At 46.9% G+C, this 19,479-nt stretch carries 13 protein-coding genes; 2 read left to right on the top strand and 11 right to left on the bottom strand.

Features of this window, described 5'->3' with window-relative positions; all coding sequences use genetic code 11:
* Positions 1-164 precede the first annotated feature (164 nt).
* The 11 genes from AMS66_RS12065 to AMS66_RS12015 all read right to left on the bottom strand — a co-directional run bounded on the left by AMS66_RS12065 (position 165) and on the right by AMS66_RS12015 (position 15,842).
* The gene (locus AMS66_RS12065) at positions 165-695 is read right to left on the bottom strand and encodes a hypothetical protein (RefSeq protein WP_053781013.1); all 531 of its coding nucleotides are present in this window, start codon (positions 693-695) and stop codon (positions 165-167) included.
* A gap of 344 nt (positions 696-1,039) precedes the next feature.
* On the bottom strand, positions 1,040-2,296 hold the full coding sequence (locus AMS66_RS12060) for an alpha-L-fucosidase (RefSeq protein ID WP_053781012.1): 1,257 nt from the start codon (positions 2,294-2,296) through the stop codon (positions 1,040-1,042).
* A 40-nt stretch (positions 2,297-2,336) separates the two neighbouring features.
* Entirely contained in the window at positions 2,337-4,070 is a 1,734-nt protein-coding gene (locus AMS66_RS12055) for a DUF4091 domain-containing protein (protein WP_053781011.1), read from the bottom strand.
* Positions 4,071-4,159: 89 nt separating this feature from the next.
* The gene (locus AMS66_RS12050) at positions 4,160-5,854 is read right to left on the bottom strand and encodes an ABC transporter substrate-binding protein (protein ID WP_181014110.1); all 1,695 of its coding nucleotides are present in this window, start codon (positions 5,852-5,854) and stop codon (positions 4,160-4,162) included.
* Positions 5,855-5,963: 109 nt separating this feature from the next.
* On the bottom strand, positions 5,964-6,863 hold the full coding sequence (locus AMS66_RS12045; RefSeq protein WP_053781009.1) for a carbohydrate ABC transporter permease: 900 nt from the start codon (positions 6,861-6,863) through the stop codon (positions 5,964-5,966).
* A gap of 29 nt (positions 6,864-6,892) precedes the next feature.
* Positions 6,893-7,777, bottom strand: a complete 885-nt coding sequence (locus tag AMS66_RS12040) for an ABC transporter permease (protein ID WP_236703358.1) — start codon at positions 7,775-7,777, stop codon at positions 6,893-6,895.
* 337 nt (positions 7,778-8,114) lie between these two features.
* Entirely contained in the window at positions 8,115-10,337 is a 2,223-nt protein-coding gene (locus tag AMS66_RS12035) for a helix-turn-helix domain-containing protein (RefSeq protein WP_053781008.1), read from the bottom strand.
* A 307-nt stretch (positions 10,338-10,644) separates the two neighbouring features.
* Positions 10,645-12,555 carry a DUF4832 domain-containing protein gene (locus AMS66_RS12030; RefSeq protein ID WP_053781007.1) on the bottom strand — a complete coding sequence of 637 codons (1,911 nt, stop codon included), beginning with the start codon at positions 12,553-12,555 and terminating at the stop codon, positions 10,645-10,647.
* A 203-nt stretch (positions 12,556-12,758) separates the two neighbouring features.
* On the bottom strand, positions 12,759-13,595 hold the full coding sequence (locus AMS66_RS12025; protein ID WP_053781006.1) for a carbohydrate ABC transporter permease: 837 nt from the start codon (positions 13,593-13,595) through the stop codon (positions 12,759-12,761).
* Between the two features lie 12 nt (positions 13,596-13,607).
* Positions 13,608-14,444, bottom strand: a complete 837-nt coding sequence (locus tag AMS66_RS12020; protein ID WP_236703350.1) for a carbohydrate ABC transporter permease — start codon at positions 14,442-14,444, stop codon at positions 13,608-13,610.
* A 108-nt stretch (positions 14,445-14,552) separates the two neighbouring features.
* Positions 14,553-15,842: an ABC transporter substrate-binding protein gene (locus tag AMS66_RS12015; RefSeq protein ID WP_053781004.1), complete on the bottom strand. Its 1,290-nt coding sequence runs from the start codon at positions 15,840-15,842 to the stop codon at positions 14,553-14,555.
* Between the two features lie 296 nt (positions 15,843-16,138).
* Here AMS66_RS12015 and AMS66_RS12010 point away from each other — a divergent pair, with 296 nt between their 5' ends.
* On the top strand, positions 16,139-17,677 hold the full coding sequence (locus tag AMS66_RS12010) for a glycoside hydrolase family 31 protein (protein ID WP_053781003.1): 1,539 nt from the start codon (positions 16,139-16,141) through the stop codon (positions 17,675-17,677).
* 164 nt (positions 17,678-17,841) lie between these two features.
* Entirely contained in the window at positions 17,842-19,479 is a 1,638-nt protein-coding gene (locus AMS66_RS12005) for a response regulator (protein WP_053781002.1), read from the top strand.

Below are 19,479 nucleotides of genomic sequence, written 5' to 3'. Positions count from 1 at the left end.
CACAACAAAACACATGTAAGCAACAGAAAAGGAGAAACAGCAGCTACTTACTGACTGCTGTTTCTTGTCTTTTGTCATATTTCTTTAGCATATTTTTATAGCATTATAGCAAACCTCCACCTATGTCGTGTTTTAAATGGTATTTAGCTAACCCACCATCGTCACTAAACTGTGATAAACCGTAGCAAACCTAACAGGGCAAAGCCGAATAAAACCGTGCCGGCACCAATACCCGTAATTGCGCTGTTCGCCACTTGGAGCTTAGGGGATAAAAATATGGAAACAATTACGACGGCAACCAAAAGGGCTGCCAGAATCCATAAGCTAGGATCATCAAATACACTTTTGAGGCTAATAAAATGAATTCCAACGATAAAAGCGATCCAAGGGGCGATATAATCTTTGCGCTTCAATCTGATTAGTACAAAAGCACCAGCACCAGCCAAAACAAATTCGGCATAAAAGGAAATTAAATAATCTCGGAAGGCGGAAGCCTCCATCAAAGCCGATGGTGCATTCCAGTTCGTTACGCTTAGATAGACACCCATTAAGCATACTAAAAGGGCAATACAGGATGCTATGCCAATATATAATCGCCAACTTGGCCTGGGCCTTTCTTGTGCCCAACCGAACCAGATAAAACTAAACAGACCAAATACGGATGCATACATGGCGTAATCCCTAACGTACTCCATTACCACACCTCATTTCATTAATTATCAGAGCAGTCCTTATCAAATTACAACTTCATAGCAATTAACCTGTGTGTATTGTTCGAAAAGCAATCTCGTAAAGCGGTTTCATGAAGAAATTAGTTTCGAGCTTTACTAAGCGTTATTTGATTCATTCGAGCCATTCCTTTCTGCTTTCTACACTCCTATTCATTACTCCTGCCTGACATAAAATTCTTGAAGTTTCTAACATATAACAGATGATAAGATGGGGACAAGAACTTGATACTTTAAAACATTAAAAGCCGCTAATAGCGGCTTTTAATGGAACCATTCTTAGTCTCCCCCCACGTAACTAATACACGACCTCATTTCCCGCTCCCAACATGATGGAAGCTTAGTTCCTGAAGTACTGCCTCTTGGTCACTTTCGGTGATTTCAACAATAACACCCTGGATTTTGATCGCAGGGATTCGAATAATTGCCTTATGACCTATATGTTGCCCCTCATAAATGGTTACAGGTCGTCTTGACTTTTGAGTGATGATGTCAATCTTGAAGCTTCGTATATTTTCACCATCTGTAAGATCCTCTTGGATGATAACGTGGTCGAGCAACTGGGGCACCTCCGTCTCGTAAACCCACGATTTTTCAATTCTTCTACATTGCTCAATTGTTGCAAATGGACGTTCGAAACGGCGAATTTCCGAACCGAATTCTAACACTCTCTCTACATCTTTCTCCGGAAGCAGACCGTTGCGATCCGGTCCAATATTCAGGAGCAGGTTTGCACCCCGGCCAACGGAATGATAATAAATGCCCATAAGTTCTTCTGTACTTTTCAGGGTAAGTTCATTGCTATCGCTATAAAACCAATCTCCCCTTATTTGGACGTCACATTCCGCTGGCAGCCATAGGTGCTCACCCAATTGCTCTTTCTTTTCCGTTAAAATTGAAAATTCCGTTGAGTCCACTTCATTCCAGCATGGAATAGGTGCAATACCATCCTCGTTCCCAACCCACCGAAAGTCGGGGTCACCCATATTAAAAATTAAAATATGAGGCTGCAAGCGGCGAATTTCATCAATAATACGTTTCCAATCATATGAATGTCCCTCAGAGCCACAACCGTCAAACCACAGAATATCGATGTAACCATATTGCGTGAGCAACTCTGTTATTTGATTGACGAAATAATCGTCGTAGGCCTTCGCATCTTGGGTGTAAAAGTCAGCTGAACCATCATACGGTGAATAGTACAAGCCTGGTTTCATATCATATTTTCGGCAAGCATCAACAAATTCGCGTATGACATCCCCTTGTCCACCCTTCCATTGAGAAGCCGCCACACTAAATCGACTGTAGTCGGAAGGCCAATTGGAAAAGCCGTCATGGTGCTTCGCAGTTAACACAGCATAGTTCATTCCGGCTTCTTTGGCCGACCGGATCCACTGCTCACAGTCTAAGTCAACAGGATTGAAAGCAGCCGGATCCATCTGCCTTTCATCGAAATCGACATATCCTTCATAAAAGGTGCGAAGTCCGAAATGAAGAAACAATCCAAATTCCCATTTTTGAAAAGCAAGTTGTTTGGCTGATGGTGTTAATTTTTGAACAAGATTCATATGATCACACCTTTCTCATCCCATTGTTTAATACAGCTGTTCATTCTGTTTGTCCGTTCTCAATCTCATATAATCGATCGTAGTCCTCGATATTAAAACTGTATAACTGCATGGCCGTTTTGCCAGAGGAGGGTGCAAGCTCTCTCGGATGATCGAATCGGAATACTTGCTGGAGAATCTTTTCAACCTGCTCTTCCTGTCCATTCTGCTTTGCTATCTGCATATATTCGTAATCGCGGATGCCTCGTTGCAGCCACTTATAACGCAGCGAAAGCAGCGGTTTTCCCCTTTTTCCCGGGTAGACAAAATTCGTATCGCCAGCTTTCCAAATCAAAGGACGATAGGAAAGTCTCTCCAGAGGCTTGTCGGGCCACACCGTATAATTCCAACGTAAAAAGCCATCCAATTTCAGCTTCTCTGCGAGCCAAGGGATCACCCTAGACTCAATCGACGGTGAACTGAGAAAAGTGTTCGGTTTCTCCGGCGAGCAGCAAACGTAAAACGTAAATGTCCCCTTCACGTCCTCTCTAAGCTGTTTTAGCTGTTCAAACTCCTCCGCCGCACAGTCAAGAACAGGCACATAATCAACGATTCCTTTGATATGTTTACGAATGAACTCGGTATGATTGATCGCTGCTTTATAGCGGAATGATGGCGCCATGTCGCGCAAGCATGCTAAACTTTCCTCAAATAAGCAGATATCAGCCGGTTCATCGGCAACAACGCGAACACGGTCAATCCAATTTTTTGAGATAAAGTGCTGCTCTAGTGCCACTATATAAGCGCTAAGATCTGATTTATTCCGGATAAACTTATAGCTCCCGGTTTCTTCATCATAATAGCGGACGCGAATGGCATCGGGGTAATCGTCCACAACTCCCCCGAACCCTTCATCCTCATGCTTCAAAATATTGATCAAGCCGAATACTTCTATTTCTTTGCATATTCCGTGCTTCTCTCCTATCTCAACATACCGATCCAAGTGCGTAAAATCATAGTCAAATCGACCGTCGCTCCGTCTCACGATTTGAACGATACTGTATTCATTCAAGTCCGATGGCTCAGCATCGATAAATGATCGTTGTCCGCTCCATGGCTCCTCTGAAACAACAAGCGTCAACGCCTTTTGTCCAAGCTGAGACAAGCTGTGAAGATACGAATCAAGAAGCGTGAAATGTTCCTCGGACCAATAGGAAACATCATATTTTCTTGCAATATTACAGTTATGCTGCCACAAGTCCAAAACGAAAGTATAATTTTGAGGCTCCGGCAGTACTTGTTCACTGATCGTTAAACGAAACGTCAGTTCTTTCTCCAAAACCTCATCCTCGAACATCGTATGCGTGTAGAATTTCAGCTTGCCTTCATATTGACCGCTTACAACGGAATCATCAGCATAAAGCTCCACCCACAAAGGTTGAATCTGGCGCTTCCTAAGCAATTGATAGGGTTCATCCAGCAGAACATCTGAAGTCATAACGCGATTATCATCCTCAATTAACCCGATAAGCTGAAGATCGATCTTGCAGGGAGCATCGGTTTCCACCTCGCAGCGCACGATTTTGATCGGGCCGCCCTTCCATAACAATGCATCCCGGTTAATCGTAACGAGCATATCCTCTTGATCTGAGCTGATTAACGCCTGAAAGGCGGCGCTGTCATTTTTACAACAGCGAAGTTCCAAGTGTTTCACCTGCGTGTCTTCACGTCCCTGATTCCACCAATTGGACGACCACACATACTTATAGAACATCTTTTGCAAACCACAGTTCATTCCAAGCTTCACCTCCGAGTCTAATCTGAAACCGCCTAATTCCGCCTCCAGTTCAATCTAGAAGGTGGAATTAGGTAGGGATTTTCGAATTATTTCGTATCAATTGCCTTCTGGTAAATTTCTATATACTGACCAAGCTGCAGGCCATCCAGACCTTTTACATAAGAATCCCATTCTTTCTCGATGTCCTTGCTGCCCGTAATGAACTGAGCCATATTCGACTTGACGTAATCTCGGATTGATGTTTTCAGTTGAGCAGCAACCTGCGTGTCTTCCAATGCGATAAATACGCTGGACGGATAATTCTGCTTCGATTGGAACGGCTCATATTTTGCTGATTCACGCTTCAGACGAACCTCGTAAGCGCCTTCAGCAAGCGGATCCTGCAGAGCTGCCCATGAGTCGCGATATTGGTATGTGCGGAGGGACGGCCCAAGCTGATCCCAGCGGTCGTTATAGGTAATTTTGATTTCCCCATCAGAAATAATGGCATAAGTTGCCGGTTTGCCGTCCATACCCAGCTCGCCATCCTCCGCTTTGCGCCATCCTTCACCTTCCGGACCGCGCTCTTGATTCACAATGGCTTCTTCTGTATATAAGTAGTCGGCCAAACGGATCGCGGCGATTTTCTGTTCATCGGTCGCTTTGTTCGTAATAGCCATTTGCGACACACTTACTCCCGCAAAGTACCCTGCTTGCTGCACACCGTTCGGTCCTTTGAGGGGAGGCACGGTGACATACTCTTTATGACGCGGGTGTTTGTCATCTGGGCTGTGGGCGTAACTGATTAAAGCAGTTGTAATGCTGCCAATCACATTCGCGTCTTGACGGTTGCCCAACTGCTGGATGGCATCGGAGTTTTGTGTGAAAGATGCTGGATCGATCAGGCCTTCCGTATAGAGCTTGTTCAGGTACAATAATCCCTGCTTCCATTCTTCCTTATTGGCGACGAAATCCACTTTTCCTTCCTTTACCTGGAGAAAAGTCCCGTTGTCTTTGTCCACTTGATCGTCGATGATGAACGAATTCATTAAGAAGGAAGCTACGTTCCCTGCCCACATGTCGTCAGCGCCGGTAAGCGGAATTTCGTCTTTTATACCATTACCGTTCGGATCATTTTCTTTAAAAGCTTTTAGCACTTCATAAAACTCGTCCGTTGTTGACGGCATTTTCAACCCAAGCTTATCCAGCCAAGACTGATTGATCCATAGCTTCTGAGCATAGTTGCAGTGATAGCACTCGTTCACTTGCGGAAGTGCATAAATGTTGCCGTCCGGTGAAGTGATAGAGCTTTCCAGGTACGGCAGTTCAGCCATTGCTTTTTTGAAGTTAGGCGCATATTTATCAATCAAGTCGTTCAGCGGAATAAACACACCCTCTTTACCGTACTTCATCTGCTCTTCTTTGGTTAAGCTCCCATGCAAAATCACTTCAGGATAATCGCCGCTTGCCAGCATCAATTGTTTGCGGTCGTTTAGCGATTTTTCAGGTACGAGATCCCATTTTATTTGAATATTCGTCTTGTCCTGGAGGTATTTCGTGAATGTATTGGTTTCCATATTCTCTATGACGGCGTACTGCGGAGCAAACATTTTGATCGTCATGGGCGTATTGACAATCGGATATTCTCCAACGGGCGTAAACACGTCGCTTGCTTCCGGTGCACTGGCAGAGTTTGTATTTTCCGTAGTTTTGCTCGAATCCCCGCTACAGGCACTCAAGACGAGTGATAAACAGAGTGCAGCTCCGAGGACGCACGAGAATGACTTTTTCCATGTTTTCATAGTTATGACCCCTCCCATTTATCGAATATTACAATTTCAATTACGGAAGCATCCTATCTGGTCTTCAACCCCTCACCTCCTTAAATGCTGATTGAGCTACCTCCCGTCACTATCCTTTTAATGAACCGATCATGACACCTTTAACAAAGTGCTTCTGCACGAACGGATAAATGATCAGGACAGGTGCGCTTGCGACAACGATAAGTGAATATTTAAGCAAGTCCTTCAACCCTTGCTGCGCCAACATCTGATCGACATTGGTCACCATGGTGGGATCGATTGAGTTCAGAATAAGAATGTTACGCAACACGATCTGTAACGGGAACAATTCTGGAGATTTCAAGAAAATCAATGCATCAAAGTAAGCGTTCCAGTGGCCTACAGCATACATCAGCGTCAGCACAGCCAATATGGGTTTGGAGAGCGGAATTACCATACTGGTAATGAACCGGATGTCACTACACCCATCGAGTTCGGCAGCTTCCGCAATCTCCTCGGGAATCGTGGTCTGGAAAAAGGTCCTGGCGACAATCACTTGAAACACCGCCATGGCTCCTGGCAAAATCATCGCCCAACGTGTATCGAGGATATGAAGGTTTTTTACTACTAGATATAAGGGGATAAGCCCTCCTTCGAACATCATCGTTACGACTAGAAGGACCATAATGAAATTACGACCGTAGAACGTTTTTCTGGCGAGCGGATAAGCAAGCATAACGGTCAAAGCAACATTGACTGCTGTACCAATGACAGTATAATAGAGCGAATTCAAGTAACCGAATACGATTTGTGGATTTCGGAACACCGCTTTATAGCCTTCCAGCGTAAAGTCGACGGGCAACAGCCACACCTTGCCAGATACGACGGCTTGCGGTGAGCTAAACGATGATGAAATGATGAAAATGAGCGGAAAAAGGACAACAATCGTCACCACGATCAAAAAAGTATAGACACCGAGCAGAAACAAACGGTCACCATACGATTCCCGAATCCTTGACGTTTTGAACATATTTGTTCCTCCTTTCTGCTGATTTGCTGTTACCATAAACTCGAACTGGATAACTTCTTGGCAATGTAGTTAACGCTCACAAGAAGAATCAGATTGATGATAGAGTTGAAAAAACCGATCGCTGTCGAAAAGCTGAAGCTGGAGCTGAGCAGCCCCACCTTATACACATAGGTAGAAATGACCTCAGAGGTGCTGATGTTTAGTGGATTTTGCATCAAATATATTTTTTCAAAACCAACCTTCATGAAATTCCCTAAATTCAATATGAGCAAAATGACGGACACCGGGATAAGGCTTGGTAAATCAATATTTATAATTTTCTGCATCCGGGACGCACCATCCACTTTTGCCGATTCATACAGTTCAGGGTTGACTCCTGCCAAAGCTGCAATGTAGATAATGGCACCATAACCTGAAAATTGCCATACATCCGACCAGACATAAATCGATTTGAACAAGCTGGGAATTCCCATGAAATTTGTATTCTCAATGCCGAGTACTTGTGTGAACTTGCTAATAATCCCAACACTTGGCGACAAAGTTACGATGAGAATAGAAACCATGATAACCGTTGAAATAAAGTAAGGCGCGTAGGTGATCATTTGTACACTGCTTTTGAAAAAACCGTTACGAATTTCATTTAATGCAAGTGCCAATAGAATCGGAGCAGGAAAACCAACAAGCAAACCGTACATATTAATGCCAAGCGTGTTCTTCAAATACAGCCAAAAGTTTGGTGATTCAAAAAATTGTTCGAAATATTTCAGTCCGACCCATGGGCTACCCCAAATACCTTGGATGACGTTGTACTCTTTAAAAGCAATGACGACGCCAGACATAGGTATATACTTGAAAATGACCAAATACAGCAGCGGCAGAAATACTACCAAGTATAACTGCCAGTGACGCTTCATCTTTTTCCCAATGAAGCGTAATGATAATTTGCTGTCAGGCAATGCAGGTTCATGTGGATGGCCTTGCATTGAAGTTTTGGGTTTCCTGATTCTCTTTTGCATGCTTGACATATGCTCCTTCTCCTTTCGTTCGATCTAACTGTCTGCGCTTACATTATTCATAGTAAAGTACGATATTAAGCTCCAGCAAGAAACAATAATCGCTAGCTTAACCGTCTTCGCATGACCTGAAAATAAGCAGCAGCTCTGGCTAATCGCCAGAGCTGCTGCTTGATAAAAATGATGAAACTGCTGGGTAAGCAGGCGTAGCAAACTATTTTCAACCAGTTAACCAAATTCAACCTATCTGTCTGCGTGCTGCTTCTTCGCGGAATTCGCTTGGGGAGTAGCCTACCACTTTCTTAAACACTCGGCTGAACGAGATCGCACTTGTGTAACCTACCTGCTCTGCCACCTCCTGCATGGAACCTTGCGTTTCCGTGAGCAAGCGCTTCGCGGCCTGCAGGCGAATGTCAATCAGGAAGTCGACGAATTTCTGACCAGTCTCTTCCCTGAACAGCTTACTTACATATTTTCCATTAATGTTAAAGGTTGAACTGAGATATTCAAGCGACATATTCGGATTGGCATACTCCTCTTCGATCATTTTCCGCATATCTCGAATGGTAGCTGCATGCAGACGCCTGTTTTGCGCTTCCTTCAAACCTGTGAAAAAGCTGTTCAACACGGTCAAAGATTCTTCCCGCATTTGCTCGAGTGAATGGCACTCATCTATGATTTTACTGAGCCTCGGTAACCCGTCTCGCATCCATATTTCTTGGACCTCTTTCGTCATACCGGATATTTCCAATCCCAAAAAGTATATTAAATAATTCATCAGATTTGTTATTTCATCCTTTGTCAACAATCCTAGCTTCATTTCATTAATGAGCTTATCGTACTTCGTCTTCCATTCGTCCTCAAGAAGTCTGAACGACTGGATGATGGATCGAATTACGTTTAATTGTGAGAACACCTCAACCTGACCGTGATTTGCGATGTGTTCGCTAGTAATGAGCCTGTTTTCTCCTAGCACTATTTTATATTTAAGCGCCCTAAGTGCCTCTTTATAAGAATTTGCGACGCTTGAAAGCTCTGCGACCTGCTCACCGATACCTACCGTTACCGTAAACTTCAGATTTTCCTGCACCCACACACGAACGCTCTCGAAAAGTTTGTGTGTTATGGAAGTACTTGCTTCCTCCTCGCTGTCCACAAATACCATGACGCTTAGTTGAAATGCCGAAGTCCACTCTGACCAAAGCACGAGCTCATATTTCGGAGCGAGCTCCTGAATAACACTACGTAGCGCGAATTTAAGAAGGTTTTGGTCTCTGCGGGAGTATTGGCAACAAAAATCACTATATTTATCCATTTCAATAACAAGTACTACTTGTTTATCAAAAGAGTATGGAAGCTGAAGACTGTTTGTTTCTCCTATCCATTCCTCGTGGGTTAAACCCATGTCACCTTCAATGAGTTGGTGGAACAGGTATTTCTTTCGCAGATGCTGATCTTCATGGTGCTTTTGCTGATACTGATTGGATTGCTCAATAATATTGGACAAGGCCGATTCGATGAAGGAAAATTCATCTCCCAACTCCTTGGACAAAGGGAGACGATAACCGCGAATACGCGCCACAATCTGTTCCAGCGGTCTTGAATTCCGCCTAGTAACATAGAGCAGCCATACAAAACCACCCCCGATCGTCGCAATACCGATTATAAACCAGACATTATATAATGAAGAGATCACATGGAATAACTTGCCGTTTATAAGTCCGCTTTGGTAGGACCATCCGGTATAGCTCGATATGTAGTTGGAGAAAATCTTTGTTTGTTCTTTAGAATGCAAGTCACTAAACAAATCGTTGCCTGCGGCGTCCCGAATCCCGATAAAGCTTGTTTTTGAATCGTATAGGTCAGCAATACTGTTCTGCAACGAATCAGTTGCCACATTGACGACGATCATGCCTTTCTCGCCTGTGATAAATGGCGCTCCCCGCACCAAACTAACGACAGGCTTACTCCCTATTGCAGAAAACTGCTCGAAGCTTCTTACGCCCGACCATTGCTTGGATGCGAGCGGATCCATAGCCTTTTTAATAAATGGCTCGTCTCTGTAGTTGCTAAGTTGATCACTTGTCGCATTGCTGAGCACGAAATTGTCTTCAAAACGCACAAAATAGATCGAATCAATCATGGGGTAATAGGAAATCATATCCTGCATTTTTTTAACTGCGCTTATGTTGATGAAAATATTATTCTTCTCTTCATTATTGAAGAAATCAATCAGCTGCTTATTATTTATAGTTTCCGACATTACCATATTGTCTATCGCCTTCAGGGAAGTATCGATCAGACGCATCGCCTGTAATGACAGCATTTTGTTGGCGTTAAGCGCCTCCTTACGGCTTTGTTCGCTTAGTATCTGAAAAAAAACAAAAAACGTAAACGTGATCACGACAATAAAAATCGGCATATAAGAAAACAGCAATCGATTAAATAACGTTTTCCTCATATTCAGCCCCCATTTTTTTAAACGGAATGATATATATTTACATAGTGTACACGCTTACATCTGAAGACGTCCATACAAACGGTAAGTCCTCCCCTCAATAGGGTGTAGACGAATTGCCTCTTTTTTTATTTTTCTCCGTATACGTTTTAAACTTTTGTCCCTTCATAGCCATACAAAAATGCACCCCCTAGAATTTCATCGGCTAAACCCAGGGGGTTTCCAATGTCTATTCTAAGGGGTGCACTTCACTCAACATTAAGAGTCTTTCTCTTACCTGTCTAACTGGAAAGGGATCGCAGGTCCTTTTTTACCCTCCCGTACCCGTAGGATTCACACTCACTAAGATGCGGTCGATATCCGGCGCGTAACCCGACGGCTGGGAGAATAACAGCGTATTGGTCCCCGCTTGCAGATGCACTGTCGTCTCCTGAGAGGCAACTGTTGTCCAGCCACCGGAGCTTGGGAAATTGAGTGACGTGCCTGCCGCTCCATTCACACTTAATATGGCGATACGGGAAGCCTCGCCATTCAAGTACTGGATTGTCAATTTGTAGTTGCCTGCGGACGGCACTGTTACACCATTGAACTTCAGCGTGCCGCTACCGTTGCCTAGATAACCCACCTTTGCCCCACCTGAGCAAGTCGTGCAGTTCGCAATGACCGCAGAACCTCCTAGTGTGTTCCCTACTGCCTCTGCCTCATAGGCGCTAACACCAGAAGTCGGAGGCGTGACTGGTGTCACGGGTGGGTCAGCCAGTAACGTAGAAGTCGTAGCGCTAGCAGAAACATGGAAACCGGACAGTGTCAGCCAGCCATCTCGGTTCGAGTCCTGGCGCGTGTTCGCAAAACGAATGGTCTTGCCGCCGGAGAGTGGGTTGACAACTCGCATGACCAGCCTGTAGTCCCCGGCGGGAAGGTTGTGATTCGCATTAAATGAGAAGGAATAGTCCGTGTTTCCAGGCAAAATGCTTTTCAGATTCCATGATTCCGTGCCGAGTGACTTAACCCATGTATCAGCAGCATTCAGTACGCCAAACTCAACCTTCCAATTGTAGTAAAACGGAGCGACGCCCTTATTCTGAAGTTTGACGTTGACTTGTAGTGAAGATGCCGATGAATCGCTCAACTGTACAGAAGAATTGTACAGAGTGTAGCCAAGCATTTTATGAGCTCGCAGCGCATTAAGCTTAGCCGTCTCATCCGGTAGAGAGTTTTTGTACACACGATCATACATTAGCCAAGAGGCGTGAGTCGTTTCTACTGAGGTCTGGAAGTCCTCACCGTTCTGGTTGGGCCAGTGCTGCCAAAAACTCGCATCCTGCTGGAGCGGTGGATAGAGTTCACCACCAATCGGATGAGTCTTCCAGATGTTCTGCAGACCGTTTTGCGTAATCAAATTCCAGAATCCCCAGTCATTTTCGAACAGCGTTTCGTACGAAAATGAATCATCATGGTAGCCAAAAGCGTTTTTCAAATCTGCTGTACTCGCCGAATAAGGGTACCTGGCCAATACCTGGGTCTTCTGAAATGCACCCTTGAATGCGGAAAGCAGCCCGTCACGGTTACTCTGGTTCATCTCCCAATTTGTTGGATCGGTATTGTAGGGCCATGTATGCCACTCTCCCCAGAAGCCGTATAATCCTGTCGTCAAGAAGCCGATCCGAGGATCGCCATCATAGCGGGCCCCAAGTGCGGCGACGAACTGTCGCAACGCCTGATTCAGATTAGCGTCGTTCCAATCGGGGGCCAAACTGTGCGTAGATGTATCGTGGTTGCCATTCTGGTCATAATCCCGGGTCATAAGCCCCCCGTTGATTAGAAATTGCGGAATACCGCTCGTACGACCCGGATAGTCCACGTAGACGCGGAAAGCCGCTTGGTTGCCCCGACTAGCGATGTCATTCAGATAGGCATCCAGCGGTGCCCAGTTGTACGTGTTCCAGTCCGTCATCAGGTCACGAAGCGAAACGTAGAACCATTCCATGCTGTGCGGGAAACTGTTGTTCGGATCAATACTGTCCGAGGGAAGCTTGGAGAAGGGTAAAAAGCCCTTCAGCGGGTTTAACTCCAGCCCCGCTTTGTTCGGGTCATAGGTTTGGGCCTGCCACTCTCCGGACGCATAAGCATGTGTAGGCTTGAAGTTCATAAACACGATCGAGCCAAGTAGACAAAAGACGGCCATCATCAACCCTAGCCTTGCAAGTCTTACATTCGACATTGCATCGTTCACTCCTATTCGTATGGGATTATCTATTAAAAAGGGCAACGTACCTGCTCCCCAGCCATACTCACCCCCTTTCCAGCCCGGAATCTACGCATTAAAAAGGACACATCTTGTTTCTACTTGATGCAAATAGCTAAGTAACCTGGTGGTACGCGCCAAGTCAATTTCCACAGACTGCATGGACATGTTCCAAAAGGTCATCCCTTACTGGCACTGAAGGCGACGCCCTCGATAAACCGCCGTTGGAAAATGAAAAACAGTATGAGCATCGGAACGACGGCCATGAACGCACCAGCCATCAATACAGGATAATCCGTACCGAACATGGAGACAAGCGTGGCGAGGCCTGCCGACAGCGTCAATTTTTCCGGTGAACTGTTAATGATTAGTGGCCACTGTAGTTCATTCCATGACCAGAGCAGTTGGATGATAACAACTGCAACCAGTGCTGACTTCACTAGCGGCAGCATGATATAGCGAAAGATTTGAAACGGGTTGCACCCGTCGAGCACTGCTGCTTCCTCCAACTCTTTGGAGATGCCGAGGAAAAATTGACGCAGCAAAAATGTCGCAAATGGGCTGACGAGCGAAGTGATCCAAAGTGCAGTCGTCGTATTCACCAATCCAAGTTTGCTCATCATCAAATATTGCGGTGTATAGAACACCGGGTTGGGAATCATCATGACCGAAATGATCAGAAAAAAACACAGACCTCTACCCGGAAAGCGAATGCGCGCGAACGCAAAGGCCGCCATCGCACTGAAGACGACAGGGAACAACGTCTTCATGAACGCAGCCATCAGCGTGTTCGCATAGTAATGCAGGAAGGCCGATTGCCTGAGGGCGTCCACATAGCCTCTGAAGCTTGGCTCCGCAGGGAATATGGTGATCGGAATCTGCGTCGCCTCCGTCGTCGTCTTTAGCGACGTAAGGATCATCCAGAGAAATGGAAGCACCATGACGGCTGCACCAGCGATCAGAACCAAATGAATAATAAGGTTGTTTCTATGCTTCGAAGAGACAACTCTGCTCACTTTCGTACCTCCTCAATCGTAAATCACCCATTTTTTTTGCAGCATGAACTGGATACCCGTCAAAACCAGGTTGATCACTAGTAAGATGTTGACGATGGCAGCTCCGTAGTTCTGATCGTAGTAGATAAACGAATTTTGGTAATAAGCGTATACGAGAGAACGCACCGCGGGTAGCGCAACGTTCGTTTTACCGATAATCAGATAGATACTGTCAAAAATTTGTGTAGCACCGATCACGAGTACGATCGACGTAAAAAATAATGTCGGTGTTAATAGCGGGAGCGTAATGGAACGAAACTTGCGAAAGCCAACAGCGCCATCAATCTCAGCAGCCTCATACAGAATGCGTGGAATTCCTTGAAGCCCGGCCAGAATCAGCAGCATGTTAAAGCCGATCGCGCCCCAAACACCGACCATGACAAGAGCATACATGGCAAACCGCTTGTCAGAGATCCACGCGATGTGAGTGCCGAGAACGGAGTTTAGTAGTCCGTAATCCTGCGCAAAAATAATGACCCACACCATAGCAGCTGCGGCTGCCATCGTAACCTGTGGTAGAAAATAAATGACCCGATAGACGGACTGTCCCTTAATCTTCGCGTTCAGCAGTACGGCAAAAAACGTGGAAAGTATAATCGTCGTAGGCACGAACAGTACGACATAAAGTATCGTATTGCGCAGATTTTGCCAGAACTCCTCGTCCATAAATAATCTCTCGTAGTTGGCCCAACCGACCCAATGGTTGACAAGACCGAAGTTTTCGGACTTCAGGAAGCTCAGATAGATGGAATAGACGGCTGGCCAACTCCAAAAAACGAGCGTTCCGATCAACGTCGGAGCGATCATCATATAAGCCCATATATATCTGCTTTTCGAATGCATTGCCTTCACCTCATTTGTGCCATAGGTATTCCGTTAACCGGAATACCATCGACAATTTTGCCTGGCTTAGGGAGCTTACTTTGCGTCCTCAATCGCCTGATTCATCATTTCCGCCACTTTCTTAGCGCCTTCTTCAATTGATATGGCGCCGCCCCATGCCTGTGACATAATTTCTGCTTCTTTCGAGAACCAGACTGGGTATGATTTTGAACCACTCGGGTACGGAGTAGCGTCCGCCGCCTGATCAATGAATACCTGCAGGTTCAAATCAGGATTGTTCTTCACCCATGCGTCTTGCGTATTATTGAACGCCGGAATCGCCGCACCCATCTCGGCCGTGATCTCAGCGGCCTCCTTGGAGCCGAGGAATTTCAGGAACTGCCATGCTTCATCCTTGTGCTTCCCCTTAGTAGACATGACGTTGCCGATGCCATTAATGATATTGCCGCGCTTGACCTTACCCTTCGGCAGTGGTGCCCAATCGTACTTTCCTTTGATAATCTCACTACTCGCCAGATTGCCGTTGTCCCAAGATCCGTCGAAAATCATCGCGAGCTTGCCGGACTTGAACATTTCGACCGAATCCGTGTCGGTCATCTGCTGGTGCGTCGGCGAAGCCTTATCAAGAATCATCTGGTAACGGGCCTTTAGTGCCTCAATCGATGCCTGCTCGTCGTAGCCGGATTTCGTCATGTCTTCATTTAAAATGAAGCCACCGTTCGCTAACATGTCGTTCCAGTAACCCGCTTGGGTGTCCAGCTTTGCTCCAAAACCGTAAATGCCCTTGTCTGGCTGGCTTAGCTGTTTGGCGACTTCAGCAAGCTTGGCATAATCCCACGTGTCGTCTGGGTACGCAATGTTCGCCTGATCGAACAGCTCCTTGTTGTAGGCGAGACCAATGGTATCGAAGTCCTTTGGAATACCGTAGTTTTTCCCGTCCAGCGTATAGATAGAGACGAGGTTGGACGCGTAGTTGTTCAGATCGATTTCGTTAGCCTGCACCTTGTCCGTGATCGGCTCGAGGAACTGGCCTTCTGCGTACTTCATAAACTGACCACCATGCATCCAGAATACATCGGGCAGCATTCCTGCTGGTGCTGCGGCGGACATCTTCGTCCAATATTCGCCCCACGGAATAGCATCAACCTTCACCTCGATGTTCGGGTGCTGCTCCGTGAATGCATCAGCGATCGCCTCCATTGCCGGCTGCTGGTTTTTGTCCCAGATCGTATAAGAGATCGTAACCTTCTTCAGGGAACCACTGTCGGTAGCACCGCCTCCGTCGTTAGAATTATTGCAGCCGGCCATCAACGAGACGAGCAGTAAGCTGGCGAGCCCTGCAGCCCATTTTTTTCTTATTTTCATCGTAATACTCCCCTCGACTTTTCTTGAAAAATGAAGATTGTACTTTTACTTCAGCAATCATGCTTAAAAGCTGGAGGACGGAAAAATTGCGCTTTTTTCCGCCAATCGTTCGTCGTGAGCTCTTGACGTTCTCATCATAAATCAGGGAAAATCCGGTTTAAATGCCTAGATTTTAAGATTCAAACCACATTTTTAAGATCCCCTTCCCAAGGGCTGATGATCTCTGCATAAAATTCAAGCGATTGGGGCAAATATTCCACAAGATTTTGTCCGCAATTCCAAAGGAGAATTCTCCCATGAATAATATCTCAATTACCCGTCTTCCCGGTGAATACTGGTGGGGCGGCGTGATCAACGATGGCAGCTTCATGCCGTTTGGCCAGACAGCATATACGAGGGATTTGCGCGTGACAGACGACAATCAGGCCTCGCCTTTGCTACTCTCTAATAAGGGCAGATATATTTGGAGCGAGGAGCCGTTTGCTTTCCATGTGGACGAGAATGGGCTTTCCATCTTTGATATCGCTGGTGAGGTCGTCGTGGAAGAGGAACTTAGCACACTACAGGGCGCATACCGTCATGCTGCCGGCACACATTTTCCGCCTTCCGAGCAGGTGCCCGATGCCCTTGTATTCACAGCTCCGCAGTACTGTACCTGGGTCGAGATGTTCTATAACCCCACGCAGGACAGAATTATCCGTTATGCAGAATCGATTCTAGCGAACGGGCTACCGCCCGGCGTCCTCATTATCGACGACAACTGGATGAAGGATTATGGCATGTGGGACTTTGACAAGCACAGGTTCCCGAATCCCCGGGAGATGATTGATACGCTTCACGGCATGGGCTTCAAGGTGATGCTCTGGATGTGCCCATACGTGAGTCCGGACTGCACGATGTTTAAGGAATTGCGGGCGGGAGATCTGCTTCTAAAAGGTGTGGACAACGCACCATTAATCCGACATTGGTGGAATGGTTACAGTGCAGTTGTGGATTATACGAAGGAGGAAGGTGCGGCCTGGTTCAAGCGGCAGATGGATCGTCTGATCACGGATTACGGCGTTGATGGTTTTAAGCTTGACGCTGGTGAGCCGATCTTATCAGGCGGAGCGGACACGACCCAGCCCGTTGCATGGACTCGTCCCCTACGTCTGCTTGAGGACTGCGAAGCTTACGCCAACCTCGGAGTTGGCTACTCGCTGGTTGAGCTGCGGATGTGTTGGAAACTCGGTGGCAAGGGACTTATCCAGCGCCAACGGGACAAGACACATACGTGGGACGCCACTGGGCTCAGCGGACTCATTCCGAACGCGATCGTTCAGGGACTGCTTGGCTACGCATTTAACTGCCCCGATATGATCGGCGGCGGTATGGACGGCGATATCAACTCCCCGGAATTTCACTTTGACAGCGAGTTGTTCGTACGGTACACCCAGTGTGCCGCGCTGTTCCCTGTTATGCAGTTTTCCATGGCACCCTGGCGCGTACTGAACGGTGAGGAGCTAACCTGGTGTCTTGACGCCGTACGGCTAAGATCTGAGCTTGGCCCCGAACTGCTCGCACTTGCTAGCCAGGCCGCTGCAGACGGCCTGCCGATACTGCGCAGCCTGGAGTTCGAATATCCCGACTGCGGCTATGAGCTCGTAAATGACCAGTTTCTTCTCGGTCAGAATCTGCTCGTTGCGCCAGTCGTCGTCAAGGGACTGACGTCCAGAACCGTAGTTTTCCCTGAGGGCCAATGGCAGGGCGAGGATGGGAACATTATCAACGGGCCAACCGAACTGCAAGTTGATGCTCCCCTCTCGCGGCTGCCTTGGTATCGCAAAATTCAATAGGAGGTACATCTCATAAAAAATAAAGCTTGCCCTGATTGGCGCAGGGGCCCCGAGAGCTGCTTCTCTTCTACTTCCAATTGACAAAGGAACAGTTATGCTCAGATAATAAAAAGATTGAAGATACGCCAACCGTAACAACCGAAAACTGACTGGGGGATTTAAGCATGTATGAGCTATTAATCGTTGATGATCATGCTCATCTCGTGGACAGTCTCGAACGCACCATGCCGTGGGAAGAACTCGGCATAGGCAAGGTTCACAAGGCTTTCTCTGGTGAAGAGGCACTCGAACATTGCAAGAGCTATCCCGTCGATATTATCATCACCGATATTCGAATGCCCGGAATCTCCGGCTTGGAGCTGATTGAGTATATAAAAAAATACGATAAACACTTCAAAAGCATCCTGCTATCCGGCTACGGAGAATGGGACTACGCGCAGGAGGCCATCAGACAGCAGGTGGATGGTTACCTGCTCAAACCGGTCGACCAAAGGGAGCTGGCCGACATGTTGCACAAACTCACGGAAGCGCTCCGTCTTGAATGGGATGAACGGGGCAAGCAGGAGAAGGCAATGAGCATGCTCAGCGAACATATGCCATTGTTTCGAGAAAAGCTGCTCATTGATCTGCTTCAAGGAAGGAAACTGCCTCCCAAGCTGTTCGAAGAAAAAATGGCTTATTATCGGTTGCCGTTCTGTTCGAGCGATGAAACTGCAATATGCCTCCTCCGCATTGAATCGTCTGCTGAGGAGTTGAACTGGATGGACCAGTCCCTGCTCTCCTCGGCCGTCGCAAATATCGCTGAGGAAACATTTTCGGAATTGTTCCATGTCTGGCACGGACGTGATGCGTACGAGCATGAAGTCTTCGTTCTCAAGGTGCGGGAAGAGTCGTGGTTAGCGCGGGAGAAGGAATCGGAGGTTAATCGACAGCGGTCCCTCGAACATTTGGCTGCCAGGCTGCAGCAACACGTCAGACACTTTCTCAAAAGCAGCATCTCAATTGTCGTGAGCCACTGGCAGGTAATGGCTCACGGCCTGCGTGAGACTTACCAGGACTCACTGGCTATACTCACTCGCCATCTTGGCGGTGAGACGGACCTCTTAATTCGCCTGCAGGACGCCTTAGTGCCCGAAAAGCCCTACCGCGTCCATAGCCTTTACGAGTCGCCCACGATGATTCAGTTGTTCGAAATTTACCAGTGGGAGGCTATCTCTGCCAAGTGGGACGCCATTTTCCTTGAGGTGACAAACAAGCGAATGGATTCACGTGAGACGCTACTTGAGCTCTATTATCACGCGATGGGCGCCTTCAGTTTTTTTGCCCACAAAAACGGACTCAGCCTGCTTGAGATCATCCCCCCGGAGCTGGACAAGGCTACTGAAACCAACCGATTCCGCCATATGCACCAGCTTCAGCATTGGATAGTGCTCACGCTGGAGCAATTGCGGGAGATGACCAAAAGTGAATGGAACAACGAGCAAGTAGCACTTATCCGTAAGGTCCAGCAGTTTATCACCGCGCATCTCGCGGACGCCACGCTGCAGACGGCAGCGGATCACGTCGGCCTGCATCCCGCCTACCTGTCCGCTCTGTTCAAAAGCAAGGCAAGCGAGAATATTAGCGAATATTTGTACAAAGTGCGCATGCAGCGGGCGCGGGAAATACTTATCGAGCAACCAGAGCTCAAGGTTAGCGACGTTGCGACGGCGATTGGCTATCATAAGCCGCAGTACTTCATCAAGTTGTTCAAAGAGCATTTTGGACTGACACCGCAAGACTTCCGTCATCAATCCTCCTGA

The sequence above is a fragment of the Paenibacillus xylanivorans genome, from assembly GCF_001280595.1.
GTDB classification, from domain to species: domain Bacteria; phylum Bacillota; class Bacilli; order Paenibacillales; family Paenibacillaceae; genus Paenibacillus; species Paenibacillus xylanivorans.
This window is presented reverse-complemented; position numbering and strand designations above follow the sequence as displayed.